Source organism: Streptomyces sp. NPDC052773, from assembly GCF_044547145.1.
Lineage (GTDB): Bacteria > Actinomycetota > Actinomycetes > Streptomycetales > Streptomycetaceae > Streptomyces.
The window spans coordinates 12237-36236 of record NZ_JBITZX010000018.1 but is presented as its reverse complement, the minus strand read 5'-3'; the positions used below and the strand labels follow the sequence as shown (position 1 = coordinate 36236).

19 protein-coding genes are annotated in these 24000 nt (G+C 72.7%); 5 read left to right on the top strand and 14 right to left on the bottom strand.

The features are described from left to right. Positions 1–45 precede the first annotated feature (45 nt). From ACIG0D_RS30515 to ACIG0D_RS30500, 4 genes are all read right to left on the bottom strand, one after another. Positions 46–306 carry a type B 50S ribosomal protein L31 gene (locus tag ACIG0D_RS30515; protein WP_399807245.1) on the bottom strand — a complete coding sequence of 87 codons (261 nt, stop codon included), beginning with the start codon at positions 304–306 and terminating at the stop codon, positions 46–48. A gap of 51 nt (positions 307–357) precedes the next feature. Next, positions 358–828: a DUF5709 domain-containing protein gene (locus tag ACIG0D_RS30510; RefSeq protein WP_399807241.1), complete on the bottom strand. Its 471-nt coding sequence runs from the start codon at positions 826–828 to the stop codon at positions 358–360. Between the two features lie 593 nt (positions 829–1421). After that, positions 1422–3203, bottom strand: coding sequence for an ABC transporter ATP-binding protein (locus ACIG0D_RS30505; protein WP_399807239.1), 1782 nt, complete (start codon positions 3201–3203; stop codon positions 1422–1424). Beyond that, positions 3200–5041 (bottom strand): ABC transporter ATP-binding protein, encoded by a 1842-nt coding sequence (locus ACIG0D_RS30500; protein ID WP_399807236.1) that lies wholly within the window; start codon positions 5039–5041, stop codon positions 3200–3202. The genes ACIG0D_RS30505 and ACIG0D_RS30500 overlap by 4 nt, the downstream gene beginning before the upstream one ends. A 191-nt stretch (positions 5042–5232) precedes the next feature. Between ACIG0D_RS30500 and ACIG0D_RS30495 the strand changes: the two genes are divergently transcribed. Next, positions 5233–6972 (top strand): peptide-N4-asparagine amidase, encoded by a 1740-nt coding sequence (locus tag ACIG0D_RS30495; RefSeq protein WP_399807233.1) that lies wholly within the window; start codon positions 5233–5235, stop codon positions 6970–6972. A gap of 92 nt (positions 6973–7064) precedes the next feature. On the opposite strand, the gene ACIG0D_RS30490 is transcribed toward ACIG0D_RS30495, so the two are convergent. Next, positions 7065–7514, bottom strand: a complete 450-nt coding sequence (locus ACIG0D_RS30490; RefSeq protein ID WP_399807230.1) for a MarR family winged helix-turn-helix transcriptional regulator — start codon at positions 7512–7514, stop codon at positions 7065–7067. Between the two features lie 128 nt (positions 7515–7642). Between ACIG0D_RS30490 and ACIG0D_RS30485 the strand changes: the two genes are divergently transcribed. Continuing rightward, complete coding sequence (locus ACIG0D_RS30485; protein WP_399807227.1) at positions 7643–9445, top strand: ABC transporter ATP-binding protein; 1803 nt, start codon at positions 7643–7645, stop codon at positions 9443–9445. 43 nt (positions 9446–9488) lie between these two features. Beyond that, positions 9489–10328: an endolytic transglycosylase MltG gene (mltG, locus tag ACIG0D_RS30480; protein ID WP_399807224.1), complete on the top strand. Its 840-nt coding sequence runs from the start codon at positions 9489–9491 to the stop codon at positions 10326–10328. Positions 10329–10340: 12 nt separating this feature from the next. On the opposite strand, the gene ACIG0D_RS30475 is transcribed toward mltG, so the two are convergent. Next, the gene (locus ACIG0D_RS30475) at positions 10341–11417 is read right to left on the bottom strand and encodes an NAD(P)-binding domain-containing protein (protein ID WP_399807221.1); all 1077 of its coding nucleotides are present in this window, start codon (positions 11415–11417) and stop codon (positions 10341–10343) included. Positions 11418–11507: 90 nt separating this feature from the next. Between ACIG0D_RS30475 and ACIG0D_RS30470 the strand changes: the two genes are divergently transcribed. Continuing rightward, a complete protein-coding gene (locus ACIG0D_RS30470; RefSeq protein ID WP_399807218.1) occupies positions 11508–11936 on the top strand; it encodes a secondary thiamine-phosphate synthase enzyme YjbQ in 429 nt (142 codons plus the stop codon). Between the two features lie 84 nt (positions 11937–12020). On the opposite strand, the gene ACIG0D_RS30465 is transcribed toward ACIG0D_RS30470, so the two are convergent. From ACIG0D_RS30465 to ACIG0D_RS30435, 7 genes are all read right to left on the bottom strand, one after another. Then, positions 12021–14927: an ATP-binding protein gene (locus ACIG0D_RS30465; RefSeq protein ID WP_399807215.1), complete on the bottom strand. Its 2907-nt coding sequence runs from the start codon at positions 14925–14927 to the stop codon at positions 12021–12023. Positions 14928–15119: 192 nt separating this feature from the next. Then, entirely contained in the window at positions 15120–16082 is a 963-nt protein-coding gene (locus ACIG0D_RS30460; RefSeq protein WP_399807213.1) for a (-)-alpha-amorphene synthase, read from the bottom strand. A gap of 28 nt (positions 16083–16110) precedes the next feature. Beyond that, positions 16111–17556, bottom strand: a complete 1446-nt coding sequence (locus ACIG0D_RS30455; RefSeq protein ID WP_399807210.1) for a cytochrome P450 — start codon at positions 17554–17556, stop codon at positions 16111–16113. 231 nt (positions 17557–17787) lie between these two features. After that, a complete protein-coding gene (locus ACIG0D_RS30450) occupies positions 17788–18465 on the bottom strand; it encodes a dienelactone hydrolase family protein (RefSeq protein ID WP_399807208.1) in 678 nt (225 codons plus the stop codon). A gap of 64 nt (positions 18466–18529) precedes the next feature. Then, positions 18530–18877 (bottom strand): hypothetical protein, encoded by a 348-nt coding sequence (locus tag ACIG0D_RS30445; RefSeq protein WP_399807206.1) that lies wholly within the window; start codon positions 18875–18877, stop codon positions 18530–18532. 135 nt (positions 18878–19012) lie between these two features. Continuing rightward, the gene (locus tag ACIG0D_RS30440; RefSeq protein ID WP_399807204.1) at positions 19013–19375 is read right to left on the bottom strand and encodes a DUF4288 domain-containing protein; all 363 of its coding nucleotides are present in this window, start codon (positions 19373–19375) and stop codon (positions 19013–19015) included. A 148-nt stretch (positions 19376–19523) separates the two neighbouring features. Then, positions 19524–19925 (bottom strand): DUF5997 family protein, encoded by a 402-nt coding sequence (locus ACIG0D_RS30435; RefSeq protein ID WP_399807201.1) that lies wholly within the window; start codon positions 19923–19925, stop codon positions 19524–19526. Between the two features lie 58 nt (positions 19926–19983). Between ACIG0D_RS30435 and ACIG0D_RS30430 the strand changes: the two genes are divergently transcribed. After that, positions 19984–20841, top strand: coding sequence for a LysR substrate-binding domain-containing protein (locus ACIG0D_RS30430; protein WP_399807199.1), 858 nt, complete (start codon positions 19984–19986; stop codon positions 20839–20841). 146 nt (positions 20842–20987) lie between these two features. Here the strand turns inward: ACIG0D_RS30430 and ACIG0D_RS30425 are convergent, their stop codons facing one another. After that, positions 20988–23837 carry a beta-L-arabinofuranosidase domain-containing protein gene (locus ACIG0D_RS30425; protein WP_399807196.1) on the bottom strand — a complete coding sequence of 950 codons (2850 nt, stop codon included), beginning with the start codon at positions 23835–23837 and terminating at the stop codon, positions 20988–20990. Between the last annotated feature and the right edge of the window lie 163 nt (positions 23838–24000).

The following is a 24000-nucleotide window of genomic DNA, read 5'->3' as shown; positions in this document are numbered from 1 at the left end:
GGGCCTCGGGCGGGCCGCTGCCGCCCGGCCGGCCGGGCGGCAGGGTCAGCCCTGCGGGCGGGTGCCCTCGCCGTAGCGCCGCTCGAAGCGGGCGACGCGGCCCTCCGTGTCCACCGTGCGGGCCTTGCCCGTGTAGAAGGGGTGGCTCTCGGAGGAGATCTCCACGTCCACCACCGGGTAGGTCTCGCCGTCGTCCCATTCGATGGTCTGGTCGCTGGTCGCGGTGGACCTGGTCAGGAAGGCGTAACCGGCGGCCCGGTCGCGGAAGACGACGGGGTGGTAGTCGGGGTGCTTGTCCTGCTGCATGGCTGCTCCAGGTGGGGCGGGGACAGGAGACAGGGGTCGGGACCGGCGCGCTCAGCCGGACAGGGATTCCTCGTCGACGATGTGCATCGCGGCCTCCTCGGCGGAGGCGGCGGCGCCGTCGATGCCGACGTCCGTGGCGACCAGCGCGGCTTCCTCGTCCTCGTGCGCGCCTTCGTCGGGGGCGACGAGGCGGCCCGAGCGGGCGGCGCCGACCTCGTTGTCCAAGAGCTCGCCGTCCGTGTCCGCGGAGTCGCCGAGGCCGTCGCCGTCCGGTACGGCCAGGTCGGGCTGCTCTTCGGCCAGCCGCTGCTCCAGGGTCTCCCCGGCGTGGCGCTCGGCCGCCGTCACACCGGTGTGCTCCACCGCCCACGGTCGCTCCGGAGGGGACCAGCCCCGGTCGAGGGGGTCGTCGACACCGTCGTACTCCAGGGTGTCTTCCGCGTCGAGCACGCCCGTGTCCTCGCGTTGGTCGGACGCGTCGGGCTGATAGACGTCGTCTCCCCATCCGTCGGCGCTGTTCACGGGTACCTCCAGGGGGTGGGGACGGTGCCGTTCTCACCGCGGCGGGCGGCGGACCGCGACCGTCCATGCCGGGGGCACAGCCTCCGCCCGCCACGGACCGCGGGCGCGCCCCCGAGCCGGCGCCGCCGCTATCCAGCCTTCCACCCCTGTTCGGAACCGCGCAACGGCAAGGGCCCGGGGGCGGGGCACCCGCCACCGTACGCGGGGGCGCCCTGGCTCGGGTGGCGGGCGCGAGGCCGATGGCAGAGCCTCTGCCATGGCGAGGGCCGCAGGCAGGAACTGTCCCGTGGCGACGGGCTCCGGCGGCGGCTCGCCCTAGTCTCTGGCCGCACGCGGAGGCTCGCCCTCGGCTACGGCCGTACGCGGGGATGCCCTCGGCCACGGCCCTGCCCGGAGGCTCGCCCTCGGCTGTCGCCCCGCACGGAGGCTCGCCCCCGGCTACGGCCGTACGCGGGGATGCCCTAGGCCACGGCCCCGCCCGGAGGCTCGCCCTCGGCTGTCGCCCCGCGCGGAGGCTCGCCCTCGGCTACGGACGGCCTTCCCGGCCGGCACCCGGCCGCATCCCGCGCATCCCGCCCGGCCCGCCGCTCGGCTCACCCGTGCCAGGACCTCCACAGCGCCGCGTACGCCCCGTCGGCGGCGACCAGCTCCGCGTGGCTGCCCAGTTCGCTGATGCGGCCGTCCTCGACGACGGCGATGACGTCGGCGTCGTGGGCGGTGTGCAGGCGGTGGGCGATGGCCACGACGGTGCGGCCGTCGAGGACGCGGGCGAGGGAGCGTTCCAGGTGGCGGGCGGCGCGCGGGTCGAGCAGGGACGTGGCCTCGTCCAGCACCAGGGTGTGCGGGTCGGCCAGGACCAGGCGGGCCAGGGCGATCTGCTGGGCCTGAGCCGGCGTCAGCGTGAGCCCGCCCGAGCCGACCTCGGTGTCCAGGCCGTCGTCCAGGGCCCGCGCCCACCCGTCCGCGTCGACCGCGCCGAGCGCCGCCCACAGCTCGGCGTCCACGGCGTCGGTCCGGGCGAGCAGGAGGTTGTCGCGCAGCGAGCCCACGAAGACGTGGTGCTCCTGGTTGACGAGGGCCACGTGGGAGCGGACGCGCTCGGCCGGCATCCGGGACAGTTCGGCGCCGCCGAGGGTGATCCGGCCGTCCCGGGGCGCGTAGATCCCGGCGAGCAGCCGGCCCAGCGTGGACTTGCCCGCCCCGGAGGGGCCGACGAGCGCCAGCCGGGTGCCGGGGGCCACCTTCAGGGACACCTCGCGCAGCACGTCCACGCCCTGGAGGTACCCGAAGCGCACCCGGTCGGCGTGCACGTCACGGCCGTCCGGCAGCACCGAGGCGTCCCCGGCGTCCGGCTCGATGTCGCGGACGCCGACGAGCCGCGCCAGCGACACCTGGGCGATCTGGAGCTCGTCGTACCAGCGCAGGATCAGCCCCACCGGGTCGACCAGCATCTGGGCGATCAGCGCGCCCGTGGTGAGCTGCCCCACGTCGAGCCACCCGTGCAGCACGAACACCCCGCCGACCATCAGCACCGAACCGAGGACCGTCACATGGGTGAGGTTGATGACCGGGAACAGCACCGACCGCAGCCAGAGGGTGTACCGCTCCCAGCGGGTCCATTCACGGATCCGCTGCTCCGACAGCTCCACCCGGCGTCGGCCCAGCCGGTGGGCCTCGATGGTGTGCCCGGCGTCCACCGTCTCGGCGAGCGCGGCGGCCACGGCGGCGTACCCCGCGGCCTCGGACCGGTACGCGGACGGCGCCCGGCGGAAGTACCAGCGGCAGCCGGCCACGAGCAGCGGCAGGGCGAGCAGCGCCGCGGCGGCCAGCGGCGGCGCCGTGACGACCAGTCCGCCCAGCAGCAGCCCGGCCCATACGACGCCGATCGCCAGCTGGGGCACGGCCTCGCGCATCGCGTTGGCGAGCCGGTCGATGTCGGTGGTGATCCGGGAGAGCAGATCACCGGTGCCCGCCCGCTCCAGGACGCCCGGGGGCAGACCGACCGACCGGACGAGGAAGTCCTCGCGCAGATCGGCCAGCATCCGCTCGCCGAGCATCGCCCCACGCAGCCGCACCTCGCGCACGAACCCGGCATGGACGACCAGTGCCACGACGAACAGCGTCGCCGTGAGGCCCAGGTGCAGCTCCCGGTCCCCGTCGGTCACCCGCTGGACGAGCCCGCCCAGCAGGTAGGGGCCCGCCATGGAGGCGACCACGGCGACCGTGTTCACACCGATGAGGAGCAGGAAGGCACGGCGGTGCCGGCGGAACAGCTCGGCCACGTAGGCGCGTACGGTCGCGGGGGCGCCGACCGGCAGGGTGCTCGCCGTGGTCGGGGCCGCCGGGTCGTAGTCCGGTGGCGCCACGCCGATCATGCGGTCTCCTCGATCTCTTCCAGTTCGTTCAGTTCGGCGAGTTCACCGAGTTCGTCGAGTCCGCCGGCGGACTCGACGGCCGCGACACCAGCGGCCCCAGCCGCCTCGTCCTCGGTCTCGCGAGTCACCACCGCGCGGTACCGCGGCTCGTCGCGCACCAGCTCCCGGTGCGGCCCGACCGCCGCGACCTGGCCCTCGTGGACCAGCACTACCCGGTCCGCGCGGTCGAGCAGCAGCGGCGAGGAGGTGAAGACGACCGTGGTGCGGCCGTCGCGCAGGTTCCGCAGGCCCTCGGCGATGCGGGCCTCGGTGTGGGAGTCGACGGCGGAGGTCGGCTCGTCCAGGACCAGCACCTGCGGGTTGGTCAGCAGCGACCGGGCCAGCGCGAGCCGCTGGCGCTGACCGCCCGAGAGGGACCGGCCGCGCTCGGTGATCCGCGCGTCCAGCGGGTCGTCGATGTCCAGCGAGCTCTGCGCGAGCGCCGCCAGCACGTCCCCGCACTGCGCCGCGGCCAGCGCCTGCTCGGCGCCCACGGCACCCGAGGACGGGACGTCCAGCAGTTCCCGCAGGGTGCCGGAGAGCAGGACGGGGTCCTTGTCCTGGACGAGGACGGCCGTACGCGCGGTGTCGAGCGGCAGCTCGTCCAGCGGCACGCCGCCGAGGAGCACCGGCGTGCCCGCCTCGGCGGCGTGGCCGCCCAGCCGTTCCGCGAGCCGCCCCGCCGCGTCCGGGTCGCCGCACACCACGGCGGTCAGGAGACCCGAGGGCGCGAGCAGCCTGGTGGCCGGGTCGTACAGATCGCCGGAGGGCAGGTCGGCGGCGCGTGTCCCGTCGGTGTCGGTGGCCCGCTCCAGCGACAGCACGCGCGCGGCCCGCCGGGCCGAGGGGCGCGAGAAGGAGTACGCCATGGCGATCTCCTCGAAGTGGCGGAGCGGGTAGGTCATGATCATGACGGAGCTGTAGACGGTGACCAGCTCGCCGACGGTGATCCGGCCGTCGCGGGCCAGGTGGACGCCGTACCAGACGACCGAGATGAGCAGCAGTCCGGGCAGCAGGACCTGGATGGCGGAGATCAGCGCCCACATCCGGGCGCTGCGCACGGCCGCGTGGCGGACCTCCTGGGAGGCGCGGCGGTAGCGGTCGAGGAACAGTTCCTCGCCGCCGATGCCGCGCAGCACCCGCAGGCCGGCGACCGTGTCGGAGGCCAGCTCGGTGGCCCGTCCCGCCTTCTCGCGCTGGATGTCGGCGCGCCGGGTCGCACGGGGGAGCAGCGGCAGCACCGCGACCGCCAGCACGGGCACGCCGATGGCGACGACCACCCCGAGCGCGGGCTGGTACACGACCAGTCCGGCGGCGACCAGGACGACGGTGAGGGCGGCGGCGGTGAACCGGGAGACGGCCTCGACGAACCAGCCGATCTTCTCGACGTCGCCGGTGGAGACGGCCACCACTTCGCCGGCTGCGACCCGCCGGGTCAGCGCGGAGCCCAGCTGCGCGGCCTTGCGGGCGAGCAACTGCTGGACGCGGGCGGCGGCGCCGATCCAGTTGGTGACGGCGGCGCGGTGCAGGAAGGTGTCGCCGACCGCGACGCCGATCCCGCACAGCGCGAGCAGCCCGCCCGCCAGGGCGAGCCGGGAGCCGGAGCGGTCGACGACGGCCTGGACGGCGAACCCGACGCAGAACGGCAGCGCGGACACGGACACGAAGTGCAGCAGGCCCCAGGCCAGCGACTTCAGCTGGCCGCCCAGCTGGTTCCGGAAGAGCCACCACAGGAATCGGGGCCCCGAGCGCGCGTCGGGCACACCCGGGTCGGGATACGGAAGGTCTTGGATCTGCATGACGTCCCAGGGGCTCGGTCAGGGAATGAACGGCGGCACCAAACCGTGAAAGGTTCGCCGCGGGACATGGTCAATAGCAAACGGTTTTCCACGGGACCGCACAGACTGGCAAGCGGTGGCCGGACGGTGGCCCGCACGCGGCCGGGGATGCCTCATTGCGGCCGCCGCCGAACCCCCGTAGAACACCCGCCATGAGAAACCGGCTCATCATGTCCATGCTCAGAAGGGGCGCGGTGCTGGCGGGAGCGACCCTCCTGGTCAGCATCCTGCCCTCGGTGGCCCCCGCCCAAGCAGCCGATGTCCCCGCCGAGTTCGGTACCGACTGGCACGACCCGCTCACCGCCGCCCCGCCCGTCCCGAAGCCCGACGCCGAGTCCTGCGAAGTCACCCTCGCCGAAGCCCGGTTCCGCGACTTCACCCCCTACCGCGGCACCTACACCCCACCCGACGGCTGCGGCGACCGCTGGAGCAAGGTCGTGCTGCGCCTCGACGGCAAGGTGAAGGGCCGTCAGTACGACCGTCTCGGCCACCTCCAGGTCGGCGGCGTCGAGATCTTCCGCACCTCCACCCCGCAGCCGTCACCGGACGGCATCACCTGGTCCGTGGAGAAGGACGTCACGCGCTACAGCGACACCCTCCGCCGCGCCCAGGACGTCGAGATGCTGATCGGCAACGTCGTCGACGACACCTACACGGGCGTCATCGACGTCAAGGTCACCCTGACCTTCTACCGGGCCACGCCCACCACACCCGCCCCGCCGGACACCCCCGACCGCGTCCTCACCCTCACCGAGGAACCGCCCACCGCCGACGGATCGACTCCCACCAAGGGACCGACCCTCACCACCCCGCGCAACACCGAACGTGTCGTCGCCGAGGTGTACGCCACCGGCTCCGGCGGCGGCTGCGAGGAGTACTGGTACCTCACGGTGCCGTCCTCCGCCCCGTACTCCTGCCAGGCCGACGACGGCCCGTACCGCGAGGTACAGCTCCGGGTCGACGGACGACTGGCCGGAATCGCCACGCCGTTCCCGACGGTGTGGACCGGCGGCTGGTCCAACCCCTTCCTCTGGTACGTCGTCCCGGGTCCGCGCGCCTTCGACATCAAGCCGATCGCCTACGACCTCACCCCCTTCGCCGGACTCCTCAACGACGGCCGCCCGCACCGGATCGAGGTCTCCGTCGCCGGCCTGCCCGAGGGCCGCCCCGGCTGGAGCACCCCCGTGAACGTCCTCGTCTGGCAGGACGAGAAGCGCACCCACGTCCCCGGCGGGCTCACCGTCCACCGGGAGGGCGCGCCGGCGAACTCCTCCGTCTACACACCGGGTCCGGAGAACGACGGCCACCGCGCGGACACCGAGGCCGCCCACCGGCTCACCGTCTCGGGCTACGTCGACACCTCCCACGGCCGCGTCGCCACCACCGTCAGCCGCTCCCTCGCCCACACCTCCGCGCACCGCTGGACCGACGGCGAGACCACGGACGCGCTCGACGCGCAGTGGACCGACCACGAGACGGTCACCGTCGACGGGCGCGGACCTGCCCGGACCACGCGCGCCCACCGGACGTACACGATGGCCGGCACGACCACCCTCGGCGCGGCGGACCGGCTGCGCACGGTGCTGACCCTCGGCGACCGGGCCACATCCGTCACCACACAGCACGGCCCCACACACGACGGCAGCCCACAGGACGACCGCCGCATCGCGTGGTCACGGCTCGACGACACCTACACGGGCGACGCCACCTACACCGTCAACGTCCCGCGCGACCAACGGCACGCGGTCGCCACGACGAGCGAGCGCTACCGCCTGTACGGATCCCCGGCGGGCCCGGCCGGCCCGGCCGGCCCGGCCGACCCGTCGACCTGCTACGACCGCACGCTGACGACCGTCCAGGGAGTCCTCACCGAGGACCGCCGGCGCTGCTGAACCGCCATCACCCCACCGCGAACGACAAGGCCGCGGCCACCCTCCCCCGGTGGCCGCGGCCTCCCGACGCCGCTCCCACCTCGCGAAAGGTTTCAGCGACCCCGCTCGCCGGACCCGTCCACCAGCGCGTCCAACAACCCCTCCAGCACCGTCCGCTGATCCTCCGTCAGCGGCGCCAGGATCTCCTGCGCCGCCGACCGCCGCGCCCCGTGCAGCTCGCGCAGCGCCTCGCGGCCGTCGTCCGTGAGCTCTATGCGGATCACCCGGCGGTTCGCCGGATCCGGCACCCGGCGCACCTTCCCGCTCGCCTCCAGTCCGTCCACCAGCGTGGTCACGGCCCGCGGCACGACCTCCAGACGCTCGGCGAGATCGGCCATACGGGGCGGCGAGCCGTAGTGCGCGAGGGTGCGCAGCAGGCGGGACTGGGCGGGCGTGATGCCCAGGCCGCGCTGCTCCAGATGGCGCTTCTGGATGCGGTGCACCCGGCGGGTCAGCCGCAGCAGCTGCTCGGCGAGCAGGGCCTCGGGATCAGGGGTGGTCATACGGGAACAATATCAGGACACCGTTCATTGTGAGTATAGGTAACAATGAGCTACCATCCTCAATCGTTCGCCCCAGGCGGGTCGGACCCCACCGCACCGCCACCCGCCGCCCCACCTCCGTAGGAGCCATGCACCCCGACAACGAACCCCACTGGAGCCCGCCCGCCGACGCCGGGGAACAGCCCCGGCAGGTGCGCCGCATCCTCGCGCTCTTCCGTCCCTACCGCGGCCGGCTGGCCGTCGTCGGCCTCCTGGTCGCCGCCTCGTCGGTCGTCTCGGTCGCCACGCCCTTCCTGCTGAAGGCGATCCTCGACGTCGCGATCCCCGAGCGTCGCACCGGCCTGCTCACCCTGCTCGCCCTCGGCATGATCCTCAGCGCCGTGCTCACCAGCGTCTTCGGCGTGCTCCAGACGCTGATCTCCACCACCGTCGGCCAGCGCGTCATGCACGATCTGCGCACCGCGGTCTACGGCCGCCTCCAGCGCATGTCGCTGGCGTTCTTCACCCGCACCCGCACCGGCGAGGTCCAGTCCCGCATCGCCAACGACATCGGCGGGATGCAGGCCACCGTCACCTCCACCGCGACCTCTCTGGTCTCCAACCTCACCGGCGTCACGGCGACGATCGTCGCCATGCTCGCCCTCGACTGGCGGCTGACGGTCGTCTCGCTGCTCCTGCTCCCGGTCTTCGTCTGGATCAGCCGCCGGGTGGGCAACGAACGCCGCAGGATCACCACCCAGCGCCAGAAGCAGATGGCGACCATGGCCGCCACGGTCACCGAGTCGCTCTCGGTCAGCGGCATCCTGCTCGGCCGCACCATGGGCCGCGCCGAGTCGCTGACGAAGACGTTCGCCGACGAGTCCGAGCGCCTGGTCGAGCTGGAGGTGCGCTCCAACATGGCGGGCCGCTGGCGGATGGCGGTCATCACGATCGTCATGGCCGCGCTGCCCGCCGTCATCTACTGGACGGCCGGCCTCGCCCTGGCCCTCGGCGGCCCGGACGTCTCGCTCGGCACGATCGTCGCCTTCGTCTCCCTCCAGCAGGGCCTGTTCCGCCCGACCGTGAGCCTGCTCGGCACCGGCGTCCAGATCCAGACCTCGCTCGCGCTCTTCCAGCGCATCTTCGAATATCTCGACCTGCCGATAGACATCACCGAACGGGACCGCCCGGTCCGCCTCGAGAAGGTCAAGGGCGAGGTCCGGTTCGAGAACGTCGAGTTCCGCTACGACGACGAGGGCGCCCCCGTCCTCGACGGCATCGACCTCACCGTCCCCGCGGGCGGCAGTCTCGCCGTCGTCGGGCCGACCGGCGCCGGCAAGTCCACACTGGGCTATCTCGTGCCGCGGCTGTACGACGTCACGGGCGGCCGGGTCACCCTCGACGGCGTCGACGTGCGCGACCTGGACTTCGACACCCTCGCCCGCGCGGTCGGCGTGGTCTCCCAGGAGACGTACCTCTTCCACGCGACCGTCGCCGACAACCTGCGCTTCGCCAAGCCCGACGCCACCGACGAGGAACTGCACGCGGCGGCCCGCGCGGCCCAGATCCACGACCACATCGCCGCCCTGCCCGACGGCTACGACACCGTGGTCGGCGAGCGGGGCCACCGCTTCTCCGGCGGCGAGAAGCAGCGCCTGGCCATCGCCCGCACCATCCTGCGCGACCCGCCGGTGCTGATCCTCGACGAGGCGACCAGCGCCCTGGACACCGGCACCGAGCAGGCGGTACAGCAGGCCATCGACGCGCTCTCCGCGGGCCGCACCACGCTCACCATCGCCCACCGGCTGTCGACCATCCGGGGCGCCGACCAGATCGTGGTCCTCGACTCCGGCCGCGCGGTCGAACGGGGTACGCACGAGGAGCTGCTGGCGCTCCAGGGCCGCTATGCCGCGCTGGTCCGCCGTGACGCGCAACTGGAGCCGACAAGATGAAGATATGCCAGGTTTGTGAGGTTATGCGGGTTACCGTGCCCGCATGCAGATGAACACTCCGTCACGGAGCACGATCCGACTGACGCGCCGAGGCCGCATGGCCCTCATCGCGACCGGAGCCGTCGTGGCCGGCACCGCCGTGGCGGTGCCGCTGCTGACCCTCCAGGACGAGGAGGAGAAGAAGCCCACGTCCCTGGTCATCCCGGAGGGCTGGCGCGCCGCCCAGGTCTACGAGGCCGTCGACAAGGCCCTCGAACTGCCCGCGGGCACCACCAGGAAGTCCCTGGCCAAGGCCAATCTCAAACTGCCGCTCGACGCCGAGGGCAACCCGGAGGGCTATCTCTTCCCGGCGACGTATCCACTGGCGGAGAACAGCACGCCCGAGGCGCTGCTGTCGGCGATGGTCGAGAACGCGAACAAGAAGTTCAACGGCGCCCCGATCGCGGCCGGCGCCCAGCGCAACGCCATGAACGTCTACCAGGCCGTCACCATCGCCAGCATCGTCCAGGCCGAGGCCGCCACCAAGGAGGACATGGGCAAGGTGGCCCGGGTGATCTTCAACCGCCTGGAGCGCGGCATGCCGCTTCAGATGGACTCCACCATCAACTACGCGCTGAACCGGTCCACGCTCAAGACCACGCTGGACGACACCCGCATCGACAGCCCGTACAACTCGTACCAGCGCATGGGCCTGCCGCCCACGCCGATCGACAACCCGGGCGAGGAGGCGGTCCGTGCCGCGATCAGCCCCACGCCGGGCGACTGGCTGTACTTCGTCACGGTCAAGCCGGGCGACACCCGCTTCACCGCCGACTACGCCGAACACCAGCGCAACGTCGCCGAGTTCAACGCCCAGCAGAAGAGCCAGAGCCCGAAGCGCTGACGCGACGGGACATCACGCCGCGACCGGCTCCCCGGCCAGCAGCCGCCTGATGTCCCGTACGGCCGCGCGGCCGGCCCGGTTGGCACCGATGGTGCTCGCCGACGGCCCGTAGCCCACCAGATGAACGCGCGGATCGACGGCAGCGCGCGTCCCCTCGACCCGGATCCCGCCGCCCGGCTCGCGCAGCCGCAGCGGCGCCAGATGATCGATGGCGGCCCGGAACCCGGTCGCCCACAGAATGACGTCCGCCTCCACCTGCCGCCCGTCCGCCCACGCCACCCCCTCCGGGGTGATCCGCTCGAACATCGGCTGCCGGTCCAGGACCCCGTCCGCCAGCCCCTGCCGGATCGCGTCGGTCAGCGGCAGCCCGGTGACGGACACCACGCTCTGCGGCGGCAGCCCCCGCCGCACCCGCTCCTCGACCAGCGCGACCGCGGCGCGGCCCGCGTTCTCGTCGAACGGCCCCTCCCGGTAGACCGGCGGCCGGCGCGTCACCCAGATGGTGGACGCCGCGTACGGCGCGATCTCCAGCAGATGCTGCGTACCGGAGGCACCGCCACCCACCACGATCACCCGCTGCCCGGCGAACTCCTCCGGTCCCGGATACTGCGCCGTGTGCAACTGCCGCCCCCGGAAGGTCTCCTGGCCCGGGTAGCGCGGCCAGAAGGGCCGGTCCCAGGTGCCCGTCGCGTTGATCAGCGCCCGCGTCGCCCAGGTCCCCTCCGACGACTCCACCAGCAGCCGCCCGCCCGGGCCCTCCCGCACGGCCCGCACGTCGACGGGCCGCCGGACCCGCAGGTCGAAGGTCCGCTCGTACGTCGCGAAGTACTCGCTGATCACCTCCGACGACGGCCGTCCGGCGTCCGCCCCCGTCAGCTCCATGCCCGGCAGCGCGTGCATCCCGTGCACCTTGCCGTACGTCAGTGAGGGCCACCGGAACTGCCACGCCCCGCCCGGACCGGGGGAGTGGTCCAGCACCACGAAGTCGCGCTCCGGTTGGAACCCGGACCGGTGCAGATGGAAGGCACCGGCCAGACCGGCCTGACCGGCGCCTATGACGACTACCTCGACCTCGCGCGCGCTGTTCACGCCGCTCTCAACAGCGTGGGGGCCGGGGATCTTCCCGGCGCGGACGGCCGGTCCGCCCGGGCGCGGGTCCGATGGGACAGGATGGGGGACATGTCAGATGCGTTCACCACCCGAGTGCTGCACGTCACCTCCGGCTCCGAGGAGACCGTCGTCGACCTCACCCGCGACTGCGAGGCCTTCCTCAGGGAGGCGGCCGCCGGACGCGACGGCCTCCTCAACGTCTTCGTCCCGCACGCCACGGCCGGCATCGCCATCATCGAGACGGGCGCGGGCAGCGACGACGACCTGCTCACCGCCCTGCACACCCTCCTGCCCGCCGACGACCGCTGGCAGCACCGCCATGGCAGCCCCGGCCACGGCCGCGACCACGTCCTGCCCGCCATCGTCCCGCCGCACGCCACCCTGCCCGTGCTGAACGGACGGCTGGAGCTGGGCACCTGGCAGTCGGTGTGCCTGGTCGACACCAACCGGGACAACCCCCAGCGCCAGGTACGCCTCAGCTTCCTCGCGGGCTCGTGAGACGGTTCGTGAGATGAGAGCGGGTCTGCAAGAGCCGTACGACCGGGTTCGTGAGAGCCGTACGTCCGCACCCGCGGCCCGGGCTCACCCCCGTGGCCGCGGCAACGCCTCCAGCGCCTCGGACAGGCCCGCCGGATCGGTACCGAGCTTGCGGTAGACCGCGGAGAGAAGCTGACGCACCCCCTGCTCGGTGAGGTGCAGCTCCTTGGCGACCACCGCGACCGGATGCCCCTGGGCGGTCAGCTCCGCCGCCCGGCGCTCGTGCCCGGTGAGAGTGTCCGTCTGCGCGTACCGCAGGGGCAACGGGCGCAGTCCGGCGGTCGACAACTCCTCCCTCGCCCGCGCGGCCAGCGCCTCCGCACCGCAGTGCACGGCGACCTCCAGGCCCTGGTACAGCCGGTCGGCGGCGTCGTGCAGCCGGCCGTCACGCGACAGCGCGGCGCCGTGCCCCACCAGCGCCCGGGCCAGCTCGTACGCCGACGGCGACTGCTCCAGGTGCTCCACGGCCTCCGCGTACAGCTCCAGCGCCGCCCGCCCGCCGGTCACCTCGGCCTCGGCGCGCAACGCCTGCCCGATCACCGAGGCGGCGCCGAAGTCCCGCGCATACGTCACGGCCTCCCGGGCGACCCGCACCGCCCGCTCCGGCGCGGTCCGCGCGAGCGCGGCGGCCAGATCCAGCCGCCACGGGCACCAGGAGGGGTTCCGCCAGCCGCGGCCGTCCAGCCAGTCACCGACCTCGGTCAGGAGCTGGGCGGCCTCGGTGTAACGCCCCTCGGCCAGCAGCAGTTCGGCGTACACGGTCCGCGGGTCCGGGTAGATCACGGCGTTCGGCACCACCTCGCCGTACCGGTGCTCGTCGGCGACCCGGCGGGCGGCGGCGATCCTGCCACGGGCCAGCAGCGTCTGGATGAGGATGCCGATGGCGAACCACTGGGCGGGGACGGCGCCTTCGACGCGTTCGGCGGTCTGCAGGCCCTGGCGTACCCAGTGCTCGGCCTCGGGCAGGTTGCCCCGGCGGTAGCGGATGTAGCCGAACAGGGTCTGGCCGACGGCGAGATGAGAGCCGCGCCATCCCTTGGTCTCGCACTCGGCCATGCCGTCGTTGAACAACTCCTCGGCCCGGCGCGGCTGGTCGCCGTACATGAACACCAGGGCGACGGAGACGGGGATCTCGAAGCCCCGGTTCTCGTCGGTCCAGCGCATGCCACCGCGCAGAGCGTCCTCGGCGTAACGGAGAACGGACTGCCGGGGCTCGCCGCGCAGCAGGGCGTCCCATGCCCGCAGCCCCAGGATCCAGCGTTCCTCCGGACCTCGGCCGGTCAGCTTGTCGGCCAGCTTGTTCAGTCGGCGGGAGCGGTTGGCCGAGTCCGGCTCGTCGGTGCGGAACATGCTCCACACGAAGTGGTCGGCCAGCATCCGGAGCCGGACGCGGGGGTGGTGGGTCTGCCGTGCCTCCTCGGAGGCGAGGGTGGCCGCCTCCTCCATGCGATCGGTGTGGGCGAGGGCCTGGCTGAGCTTGAAGACGATGGAGGCCCGCAGCTCGGGTTCGATCCCTGGTTCCGCCAGCGCCTCACGGAGGTGGATGACGGTGGCCCTGGGGTCGATGAGGAAGGTGGTGCAGGCGAGTTCGTGCAGCAGCGGGGCGCGGTCCTCCGGGAGGGGCGGTTCCTGCAGGGCTCGGGTGAGCAGTCGGCGGGCGGCCTCCGGGGCGCCGGACCGCAGGTACTCCCGGGCAGCCTCCCGGAGCCACTCGACTGCTTCGGGCCTGCCCTCGCAGGGCACCTCCAGGAGGTGGCGGGCGGCCGCGGTGATGCCGTACCCCGCCGTCCGGATGGCGACCGCGGCGGCGTTGTGCATGCCGCCCCGCAGGGCGTCGGGAACGTCCCGGTAGATCGCCGTGGCGATGATCGGGTGCACGAAATCCAGGGTGCCGTCGGGGTTCGCGCCCTCGGCCACGATGCGGGCCGCGCGCAGCTTCTCGATCGAATGGGCGGCCTGTGTCTCGCCGACCGCGGCGAGGTCGGCGGCCAGCCTCGGGGAGAACGGCGCGCCCAGGACGGCGGCCGCGTGCGCGAAACGGCGGGTGGCCGTGCCGAGCGCCCGCAGGTGCTCGACGATGCCGGGGCCCTTGACGGCGGCGGCGAGGTTCCGCATGACGGGCAGGTCGTCCTCGGTGCCGTTCAGGTTCCGCTCGCCCAGCCTGATGGCGAGTTCCACCGTCTCGAAGGGGTTGCCGCCGGTGACCGTCCAGCACTCCTCGCAGAACGTGTCCTCGGCGCTCTCGCCCACTTCCTCCCGCACGATCCGTGCCACGCCGGCGGCGCTGAGCGGAGCCAGCGTGTAGGGGCGGCTCGCGTGCCGTTCGACCAGGGTGCGGAATGGGGCCGCCTCCGCCGGCAGGTCGTCGGGCCGGTAGGCGGCCACGATCAGGAGCGGAAGGTCCGCGGCCCGCGGGGCGAACGAGGTCAGCCAGCTCAGTGACTCGAGATCGGCCCAGTGCAGATCGTCGAGGAGCAGTACGACGGGCTTCCTCAGCACGGTGAGCCGTGTCATCACCCAGTCGAGGCCGTCGCGCACTCCGGTCGGGTCCGGCACGGACGAGGTGTTCGTCGCCTCCAGGCCGAGCGCGGCGGCGACGATGTCGTACCAACTCCCCAGAAACGTGCGGAGCTCCGCCTCCTCCATCGTCGCCAGGACGGGTTGCACGAACTGCCGGATGAGCCGGAACGCCACCTCCTGCTCCGTCTCGCTGCCCCCGCCCGACAGGACGGTGAAGCCGTGCCCGGCCGCGCGGATCCGCGCCTCGGACAGGAGCGCGGACTTCCCCATTCCGGCCGGGGCCGTGAACGTGAGCAGTCCGGTGTGCCGGGAGCGTGCCCCACGAGCGGCGGAGCGCAGCTGCGACAACGCGTCGTCGAGCGCGTCGAGTTCTCGATGGCGCTCGAACAACGGCCGGGAGGGGGTGATCGGTTGCCGTGACACAGACGCCATGTGCCCCACTGCTTCCTGTCGCTGGTCGTGGCGGGCAGCGCCGAGCGTACGCCCTCAATGCCAGGTGGTACGCCCTTGTGGGGCAGGAAGACGACAGGGACGGGTGAATCAGAGGCTTGGGAGGTTTGACGCCGCCTACGCCTGGTAATGAGATATGACTGGCCCTCGCGTGGAGGGCCAGTCGGTCGAGCGTCAGCCCAGCGCGGGTGTCGCCGCAGTGTCCGCGTACCGCGGGACCGTGCGCGACCAGTGGTAGCAACCGCTGATCCAGCCGATCATGCCGTCCACGTAGCCGAGGCCCGCGGGGCTCAGCTCCGCCCGGATCCCGGTCCAGAGCCTTTCGAACTCGCTGATGGCGCCGTTGATCTGCCGGATAGCCAGGGTGACGGCGGTGGGCAGGGAACAGCGGTGCTCGAATTGGTGGGCGAGCGCCAGATTGATCATTCCGCCCGTCCGCTGTTCCTTCACCGCCGAGAACAGGTCGGCCGTCCACACCGCCGCGTCCACCGACAGCCGCGCCATGCGCCGCATGACCGGATGGTGAAGCTCCTCCGGTGCGAGCTCGCACGGCTGCGCCGCCTCGTACAGCGGGTAGAACGGTTCGATGCCCGCGGTGAGCGAGCGTATCGACGTGCACAGGTCGATCCGCACGGGCGAGGTGCTGGTCTGGCTGACCGCCTCGTACAGCAGACCGTGGACGTACTCACGGCTCTTCCACGCCCACCGGGCGGCCTGCTCGGGGGTGCACCGCTCCTGGACCTGGCGGTACAGGTCGGCCAGCGCCGCTCCGAGACGGGTGGTCGGCGCCGCGCCGTCCCTGAGGATCGCGATGCTCTCGCAGAGCATGGGCAGCAGGTTGTCCGGCCAGCGGTGACCGACCTCCTCCGCCTTGTCGTCGAAGACGAATTGGTAGGCGATTTGATTGGCGATGATCTGGAGGATGCCGGAATCCACGGCCGGGCTGTTGTACGAGGCGAGTTCGGCGGGGCGAGTGGCCGCGATCATCGCCGCCACACCGGGTTCCTCCAGCAGCCCGAACTCCCGCAGCCATTTCTCCACCCCCGCCGCCGCCTCCGCCTCATGCCGGTTCCGTTGAAACGGAAAGGGCATGTACAGCTGCGCGTCGATCAGCTCCTTCAGGCTGGAATTGCGCATTCCACCCTGCCGGGAGGCCGTGATTTCCTCATGCGTCGTCGACACCGTTGTCACCTGCCGTTCGGGAGTGCGGTACGCGGATCGTCGTGCGGTGCGTGGTGCCGACCCGCTCGCGGGTTCGCGGTACGCAGGTCATGCGCAGGGTCCTCGGGCCCAGGGTGACCGCGGGACGGGAGTCCCGGGAGGGGCAGGGGCGGTGGGCCAGTCGCCAGCGGGCGGCGATGGTCGCCAGGGCGAGCGTCGCCTCCGTCATGGCGAAACCGTCGCCCAGACACTTGCGGCTGCCCGCCGCGAACGGCACCAGGGCGTGGTCCCGCGCGGCGGCGGTCCCTCCCGGCAGCCAGCGGTCGGGGAGGAAACGCTCGGGGTCCGGGAAGGACGCGGGGTCGTGATGGAGCAGGTACGGGCTGTACAGCACCGTCGTCCCCCGGGGGATGCGCCGGCCCGCCAGCTCCGTGTCGCGGGTGGTGACCCGGGTGAAGAGCCAGCCGGGCGGGGAGTGGCGCAGCGTCTCGGTGACGACGGCGCGGGTGTAGTCGAGCCGGGGCAGATCGCCGGGGCCGGGCCGCCGCCCGTCGGCGAGCACCGTGTCGAGCTCGGCGTGCAGCCGCCGTTCCGCCTCCGGGTCACGGCCCAGCAGGGCGAACGCGGAGGCCAGACACAGCGCGGTGGTCTCGACGCCGGTGAGCAGCAGGGTGATCAGCTGGTCGTGGACCTCTTGGTCGGTGACGGCCCCGTCCTCGTCACTCGCGGCGGCGGCCAGCAGGGTCCCCAGCAGGTCGTCGCGGTGGGCTCCCCGGCGCCGCTCGGCGACCGCCGCGGCCACGATCGCGTGCAGCCGGTCGACGGAGCGCCGGTAGCGGCGGTTCGCGGGTATGGGGATCGCGAAGACCGCGTCGACCGGCACGATCGTACGGAGGAACAGGCCGCGCACGACATCGGCGAGGCAGCGCCGCACCTCCGCGTGGGTCGCCGCGTCCAGGGAGTCGGAGAACAGCACCCGGCTCATCACCCGGGCCGTCACGGTCATCATGGCCGCGCTGACGTCGACCTCCTGTCCGGCCTGCCAGCTCGCGGCCACCGACTCGGCCTCCTTGCCCATCAGGTCCGCGTGGTCGGCTACGCGGGAGGGGCGGAAGGCGGGCTGGAGCAGCCGTCGCTGCCGACGGTGCCGGTCGTGCGGGCAGGTCACGACACCGTCGCCCATCAGTGAGCGGAGTCTGTCGTAGAGCGTGCCTCCCTTGTCGAACGTCTGCGCGTCCAGCAGCATCCGGCGCACCAGCTCCGGATGGCACACGACCCAGGCGCGCTGCGGGCCCAACCGCACCTCCACCAGATCCCCGTGCGCCGGCAAAGAATTCAGAAACGCCAGCGGCCGGCGGAACAAGGCGATACCGTGGCCGAGCAGAGGGAATGCGCCAGGGGCACATTCCACTGTCCATGCCTGTTCTGGTTCCTTGACGGAACCGCTCATCGGTTACCCCCGCCTCAGTCGAAACGTGGAATTCGGTGATCACTTCACCGAACGGGCACTTGAATCATGTACTGCCCAGTTCAACCTGATGGCGGATTGCGGATTCCTTTTTCCATGGGGGCGCACGGGAGCACGGCGAAGCACGGCAGGCATATGCGCGGAAGGATGCGGAAGCCCGCGGCTGGTCGGGCAACGCGCGAACCCGCGTACGGGTCGGCGGGCAGGCGGCGGTCAGGCCCCCTGAGCCCCGGTCCCGAGCCGCTCCCGGAACCAGTCGCCGGCGGCCGTCGCCACCTCCTCCAGCGCGCCCGGCTCCGGGAACAGATGCGTGGCCCCCGGCACGACATGGATCCGGTGCGGCGCCGCCAAGCGCGCCGCCGCCTCCTCGTTGAGCCCCAGCACGAGCTCGTCCGCACCGCCCACGATCAGCAGCACCGGCGCCTCCACCCGCGGCAGCCACTCACCGGCAAGATCCGGGCGCCCGCCCCTGGAGACCACCGCGTACACCCGCCTCGGTCGCTCCGCCGCGGCCACCAGCGCGGCGGCGGCACCCGTGCTGGCTCCGAACAGACCCACCGGCAGGTCCTCGCCCCAGCCCCTCTTCCCGCCCTGCCGCTCCAGCCAGTCGATCGTGTCCACCAGCCGCCCGGCCAGCAGACCGATGTCGAAGCGGTGCCGGCCCGACCGCGCGTCCTCGTGCTCCTCGCGCTCGCTCAGCAGGTCCAGCAGCAGCGTGCCCAGCCCCACGCGGTTCAGCTCCGCCGCCACCGCCTGGTTGCGCGGACTGTGCCGGGAACTGCCGCTGCCGTGCGCGAACAGCACCACCGCCGGGACGTCGGCCCCGGGCACGGTCAGATCACCGGCCAGCGCCACCTCATGGGCGGGCACCGTCACCGTCTCGGAGGTCATGCGCCTCACCTCCGGCTCTCCGCGGGCCGCCGCCGGGGACCGAGGAGGCAGCCGACGGGTTCCGTCAGCGGTTCCGCTCGTCCGCCGGCTCCTCGACACCGGTCAGCGGCTCCCCGCTCGCCGTTCCGCCGGACGCGCCGTAGCCCTCGGCCGCGCTCGCCGTGCCCGGCACCACCCGCTCGCGGGCCTGGCTCTCCTGGCCGGAGTGGGCCCCCGGCTCCTCGTCGTCCCGGGCGCGCGCGTAACCCGCCTGCCGGTCCGCGCCCTCGCCCGGCGGCGCCTGCGTCACGTCCTCGACATCGTCCGTGCGCTCGCCCTCCGCCTGGGAGGGGGTGGTGCGCGGCGGATCGTAGGTACCGGTGACGTCGTCGTCGCGTTCACCCTCGGCCTGGGACGGTGTCTGCTCGCTCATGCTCATCACGTGCCTCCCGACGTCCGGTCGGTCCCCCCGTGTACCCGGTCCGGCGCGGCCCCATGCGAGGTCCCCGGCACGCACCGGCCCACCGCGAGCGGCACCGTATCCGGCCCGGCACGACAGCCGAGCGGTCTACGCCGGGTCGCCGTCCCGGGACAGCAGGGGTTCGACCCGTTCGTACGCCGCCCAGTCACGGAAGTGCCGGGTGTACAGGTCGGCGTCCTTGGCGAGGTCGGCGTCCTCGGCCTGCTTGACGTCGACGACCGCCTTGAGCCGCCAGGTGACCGTCTGCCCCCGGTCGTTCAGGTAGCCGGTCTCCGCGTCCCGGGCCCGCCGCACGACCCGCGCGCGGGCGGATGCCTCGTCCGGAGCGTGCACCAGGACGAAGTTCTCCTGGTAGAGGGGTTCCGCCCCGGCCGTGGCCGCCTCCATCACCACCAGGGCGACGAAGGGCAGGTGGCCGGCGGGCTGGTCGATGCCGTGTCGGTCGGTCACACCGGCTCCCGGGTGTCGCTGTGTGCTGTGTGTCGACGAGTCCGTTTGTCGCCTTGCCTACCAGCAGTCGCCAGTCGGCCAGTCGGCCAGTCGCCAGTCAGTCCCGGTCGCCGGTCGCCGGCACCGGTCCTCGGCCGCCGCTCGCGTGTCAGGCGCGCCCGTCACCCTGCTGCGCGCGCTCCGCGGCGCGCTGCTTCAGCCGGGCCGCCTCCTTGCGGACCTCGGCCTGCGTGGCGCGCTCCTTCTCCAGCCACTCGGGGCTCTCCTGCTTCAGCGCCTCGATCTGCTCGGTGGTCAGCGCCTCCGTGACCCCGCCGCGGGCGAGGCCGGCGATGGAGACGCCCAGCTTCGCCGCGACCACCGGCCGGGGGTGCGGACCGTTGCGTCGCAGTTCCCGCAGCCACTCCGGCGGGTTCGCCTGGAGCTCGTTCAGCTCGGCGCGCGAGACGACACCCTCCTGGAACTCGGCGGGGGTGGCGGGGAGGTACACACCCAGCTTCTTCGCCGCGGTCGCGGGCTTCATCGTCTGGGTGCTCTGGTGCGACTTCATGCAGTCCAGACTATCGGCCGCCGACGGGGCCTCCGACCACAGCCGGTAACCTGGCGGAATGACCGACTCGGCGGATTCCCCCTCGTTCCGGCTCGCGTACGTCCCCGGAGTGACGCCCGCCAAGTGGGTGCGGGTCTGGGAGCAGCGCTCGCCCGACGTGCCCCTCACGCTCGTCCAGGTGGAGCCCGCCGAGGCCTCCGACGTCCTGCGGGAGGGCCGCGCGGACGCGGGCCTGGTCCGCCTCCCCGTCGACCGTACGGTCCTCAGCGCGATCCCCCTCTACACCGAGACCACCGTCGTCGTGGTCCCCAAGGACCACGTGATCACCGCGGCGGACGAGATCACCCTCGACGACCTCGCCGACGAAGTGGTCCTGCACCCCCTCGACGACGTCCTCGGCTGGGACCGGCCGCCGGGCGAACCCGCCTTCGAGCGCCCCGCCACCACCGCCGACGCGATCGAGCTGGTCGCGGCGAACATCGGCGTCCTGGTCGTCCCGCAGTCACTGGCCCGTCTGCACCACCGCCGCGACCTCACCTACCGGCCGGTCACGGACGCCCCCCAGTCGAGCGTCGCCCTGTCCTGGCCCGAGGAGGCCACCACCGACCTCGTCGAGGACTTCATCGGCATCGTCCGTGGCCGCACGGTCAACAGCACCCGCGGCCGCACCCGCCCCCAGCAGGAGAGCGGCGAGAAGGCCGGGAAGACCGAGAAGGCCGGGAAGAGCGGGAAGGCCGGGAAGAGCGGGAAGGCCGGGAAGAGCGGGAAGGCAGGGAATGCCGGGAAGGACCAGGCGCGCAAGCCCGCGGCCGGCGCCCGCACGGCGGGCAAGAATCCGCGCGCCCGCTCCGGCGGGGCGACCAGGAGCGGCGGAGCCAGCACCGCCAAGCGCGGCAAGCCGCGCCGCCGGTCGTGACCGCCGACGGGGCCCGCCCACCGGTCGTAGCCGCCGGCGGGGCCCGCCCACCGGTCGTGACCGCCGACGCGGTCCGCCCACCGGTCAGGCCCTGAGAACCATCGGCGCCTAAGAGACCCCTGAGAGACACCAGCCCCTAAGAGAACCTAAGAGACATACGTCGCCCTCCTCGCCGTAGCCACCACCCGCTCGCCGTCCGCCCCGCCCATCAGCCCCGCCGCGACCCACGCGTCCACGGTGGCCCGCACCCGGGACACCAGCGCGCCCTTGTCGGCGAACGGCGCGCCCGCCCAGATCTCGTCGAGGAGGGTCGTGCCGTCCGCCTTGGCCGGGTTGGCCACGCCGGAGTCGGTGCCGCCGAGGATCACGCGCGGTTCGGAGCGGCGGACGTAGGCGTGGGTGGGGTCCTCGGTGCCTTCGAAGAACGGGGCGAACTCCGTGCCGTCGAGGGTGTAGTGGAGGGGTTTCCCGGTCACGGCCGTGAAGGTGGGCAGCAGGTCGCCGGAGAGGGCGGCGTTGCGGTACAGCCCGAACGTCAGGTAGTCCGTGGAGGCGCTGCGGGCGACCAGGTTGACGGGGCCGTGGAACAGGGTCTGGAGCGTCGGGTCGTCCAGGGCCTTTTCCACCCGCAGCCGGAAGGGGACGCTGACCCGCACGGTGTCGCCGCTGCGCCAGGTGCGGCGCACGGTGAAGTAGGTGCCGGGGCGCGGAGTTCCGTCGACGGCGCGGCCGTTCACGGTCACCCGGAAGCCGGCGGTCGCCCAGGACGGCACCCGCAGCCGCAGCGCGAACGTGGTGGTGCGCCCACGCACGGTGAGAGTGGTTCCCTGTTCCCGCGGGTAGTCGGTGGTCTGCGTGACGGTGACGCCCCGCTCGGCCCAGGTGAGGGTGGAGGGGCTGTAGAGGCTGACGTAGAGGGCGCTGCCATCGGCCTGGGTGAAGTACACCGACTCCTGGTACTTGGTGGCGCTCTCCATGCCGGTGCCCTCACAGCAGGTCGTGCCCTGCTTGGGGGTGTAGTCGCGGACGTGGCCGGGCGTGAGCCCGATGAAGTACGTGACGAGCGGCTTCTCCGCGTCCGGCTTGTCCTGCTTGGAGCCGAGGATCTGGTTGTAGAGGGCGCGTTCGTAGTAGTCCATGTACGCCGGGTCCTGGTCGTGGAAGAACAGGGTCCGGCCGAGCTTCAGCAGGTTGTAGGCGCAGCAGGTCTCCGCGGTGGTGGCGCTGAGGGTCCCCGCGATGACGTCCCGCGCCTTCCAGAACTCGCCGGTGCTGGTGCCGCCGATGCCGTACATGCGATGGGGTACGACCATGTCCCAGAAGTTCCTCGCCGCGGCGAGGTAGCGCTCCTCGCCCGTCGCGTCGTACAGCCGGACGTACCCGGTGAAGATCGGGATGTGCTGGTTGGCGTGCAGGCCGTCGAGGATGTCGGTGTTCGCGGCGCAGGCGTCGATGAGCCGGTCGAGGTCGAACAGCCGGGCCAGCGCGAGGTGTTCCGCCTTGCCGGTGAGGGCGTGCAGGTCGACGATCGCCTCGACGATGCCGCCGAACTCGCCGCTGGAGAAGATCCCCCACATACGTTGCAGGGTGGCGTCGGGCAGCTTGGACAGCCGGGAGTACATCCAGTCGCACAGACCGGAGGCGAGGTCGAGGGCCCGGTCGTCGCCGGTGGCGAGGTGGGCGTCCAGCAGCCCGCGCAGGATCTTGTGCGCGGTGTAGTACGGCGCCCAGACGCGCGTGTAGTCACCGCGGGTCATCGACTCCAGCTCGATGAACTGGGTCTCGGGGTACGCGGCGAGGAAGCCGGGGTGGCTCGGTCCGCCCCAGGTGCGGCGCAGGGTGGCGGTCAGGCCGCGGCCGGAGGCGTCGGCGAAGGTGGATCCCCCGGTCTCGTCGAAGGCGTACGACGCGAGGTCGCCGCGTCCGGCCGGGGCGTCGGCGGGGCGGCTGTTCTGCAGGCCGGTGATCTCGGCGGCGGTCAGGGCGCGCGACCAGACGTCGAAGCCGTCGAAGGCGCCCGCGAAGACGGGGTCGGCGGGGAAGTGGGAGCGGCCCAGCCAGGCGTGGGCCGGGGTGGCGAGGCTCGCCGGGGTGAGGGTCATGGCGGTGTTGCGGGCCACGGCGGTGCCGTTGACGTAGAGCGTGCCGGTGCCGTCCGCGAGGGTCACGGCGAGGTGGCTCCACTGGTTCAGGGGGAGGGGAGCGGTGCCGTCGATGCCCTGTTCGGCGCCGGGGCCGCCGGTGGTGAGGGCGAAGCGTGGGACGCCGCCGCCGTTGCGGGCGGCCAGGTACATGTAGCGGGTGGTGTCGTCGCCGAAGTCGAAGACCCGGGCCCAGGTGCTCGCGTGGGTGGGCTTGACCCAGGCGGCGAGGGTGATCGCCGGGCTCCCGGCGAGGACTTCGGAGGGCAGGTCGACGTACTGGTAGGAGCCCCGCGGGTTCTCCGCCGCCCCGCCGAATCTGCCCTCCGCCGGCAGCACGACCGGGTCGCGGCGCAGTGCTTCGCGGACCTCGGCGAGGGCGCCCACCATGGTGCGGATCCTCTCCGCGTACGCCTGGTCGCCGGTGCTCGCGTAGGCCTGGGCGAGCATGGTGAGGAAGTGGCCGGTGTAATGGCCGCGGAGATTGCCGTTGGCCTCCCCGTCCAGGCCCTCCCAGCCGCCGGGGGCGACCGCGCCGCCGGTCGGGAGGCCGGCGTTGGCGCGGAAGACCTGGAGCAGCCGGTTCACGTCGTAGCCGCGGGCGTGGTCGAGCATCAGCCGGCGCTTGTCGGCGAAGAGGCCGTTGTCGAGGGTCACGTCCTTGAGGGCGAAGGGGCGCACTGTCCAGGCGGCCGGTGGCGGGAGTGCTGCGGCCGAGCCCGAGCCGGAGGGTCCCGCGGCGGCGGAGCCCGCGGCGGTCGCGGTGGCCGTCGTCGGGGTGGCGGCGAGGCCGGAGGTGGTCGCGGCGACGATCGCCGACTGGAGAAGGGTCCGGCGGGAGAGGGGCGGTGCCATGGATGCTGCTCCTCTGATCGACTCAGCGTGTTCGAGATTTCGGATGGCGTACGAGTAATCGACCAGAAGGTAGAGGTGGGCCTGGAGCGAGTCAACGGTCCCGACCGAATCGGCCGGGACCGTGGGGCCGTGGGACCGAGGGGCTCTTGCTGGTGCGTCGCCG

Excerpts from the sequence above, each read along its gene's own strand:
- ACIG0D_RS30515 (WP_399807245.1), bottom strand. The coding sequence starts at position 306 with ATGCAGCAGGACAAGCACCCCGACTACCACCCCGTCGTCTTCCGCGAC.
- ACIG0D_RS30505 (WP_399807239.1), bottom strand. The coding sequence starts at position 3,203 with ATGATCGGCGTGGCGCCACCGGACTACGACCCGGCGGCCCCGACCACG.
- ACIG0D_RS30500 (WP_399807236.1), bottom strand. The coding sequence starts at position 5,041 with ATGCAGATCCAAGACCTTCCGTATCCCGACCCGGGTGTGCCCGACGCG.
- ACIG0D_RS30495 (WP_399807233.1), top strand. The coding sequence starts at position 5,233 with ATGAGAAACCGGCTCATCATGTCCATGCTCAGAAGGGGCGCGGTGCTG.
- ACIG0D_RS30490 (WP_399807230.1), bottom strand. The coding sequence starts at position 7,514 with ATGACCACCCCTGATCCCGAGGCCCTGCTCGCCGAGCAGCTGCTGCGG.
- ACIG0D_RS30485 (WP_399807227.1), top strand. The coding sequence starts at position 7,643 with ATGCACCCCGACAACGAACCCCACTGGAGCCCGCCCGCCGACGCCGGG.
- mltG (WP_399807224.1), top strand. The coding sequence starts at position 9,489 with ATGCAGATGAACACTCCGTCACGGAGCACGATCCGACTGACGCGCCGA.
- ACIG0D_RS30470 (WP_399807218.1), top strand. The coding sequence starts at position 11,508 with ATGTCAGATGCGTTCACCACCCGAGTGCTGCACGTCACCTCCGGCTCC.
- ACIG0D_RS30465 (WP_399807215.1), bottom strand. The coding sequence starts at position 14,927 with ATGGCGTCTGTGTCACGGCAACCGATCACCCCCTCCCGGCCGTTGTTC.
- ACIG0D_RS30460 (WP_399807213.1), bottom strand. The coding sequence starts at position 16,082 with ATGCGCAATTCCAGCCTGAAGGAGCTGATCGACGCGCAGCTGTACATG.
- ACIG0D_RS30455 (WP_399807210.1), bottom strand. The coding sequence starts at position 17,556 with ATGAGCGGTTCCGTCAAGGAACCAGAACAGGCATGGACAGTGGAATGT.
- ACIG0D_RS30450 (WP_399807208.1), bottom strand. The coding sequence starts at position 18,465 with ATGACCTCCGAGACGGTGACGGTGCCCGCCCATGAGGTGGCGCTGGCC.
- ACIG0D_RS30445 (WP_399807206.1), bottom strand. The coding sequence starts at position 18,877 with ATGAGCGAGCAGACACCGTCCCAGGCCGAGGGTGAACGCGACGACGAC.
- ACIG0D_RS30435 (WP_399807201.1), bottom strand. The coding sequence starts at position 19,925 with ATGAAGTCGCACCAGAGCACCCAGACGATGAAGCCCGCGACCGCGGCG.
- ACIG0D_RS30430 (WP_399807199.1), top strand. The coding sequence starts at position 19,984 with ATGACCGACTCGGCGGATTCCCCCTCGTTCCGGCTCGCGTACGTCCCC.
- ACIG0D_RS30425 (WP_399807196.1), bottom strand. The coding sequence starts at position 23,837 with ATGGCACCGCCCCTCTCCCGCCGGACCCTTCTCCAGTCGGCGATCGTC.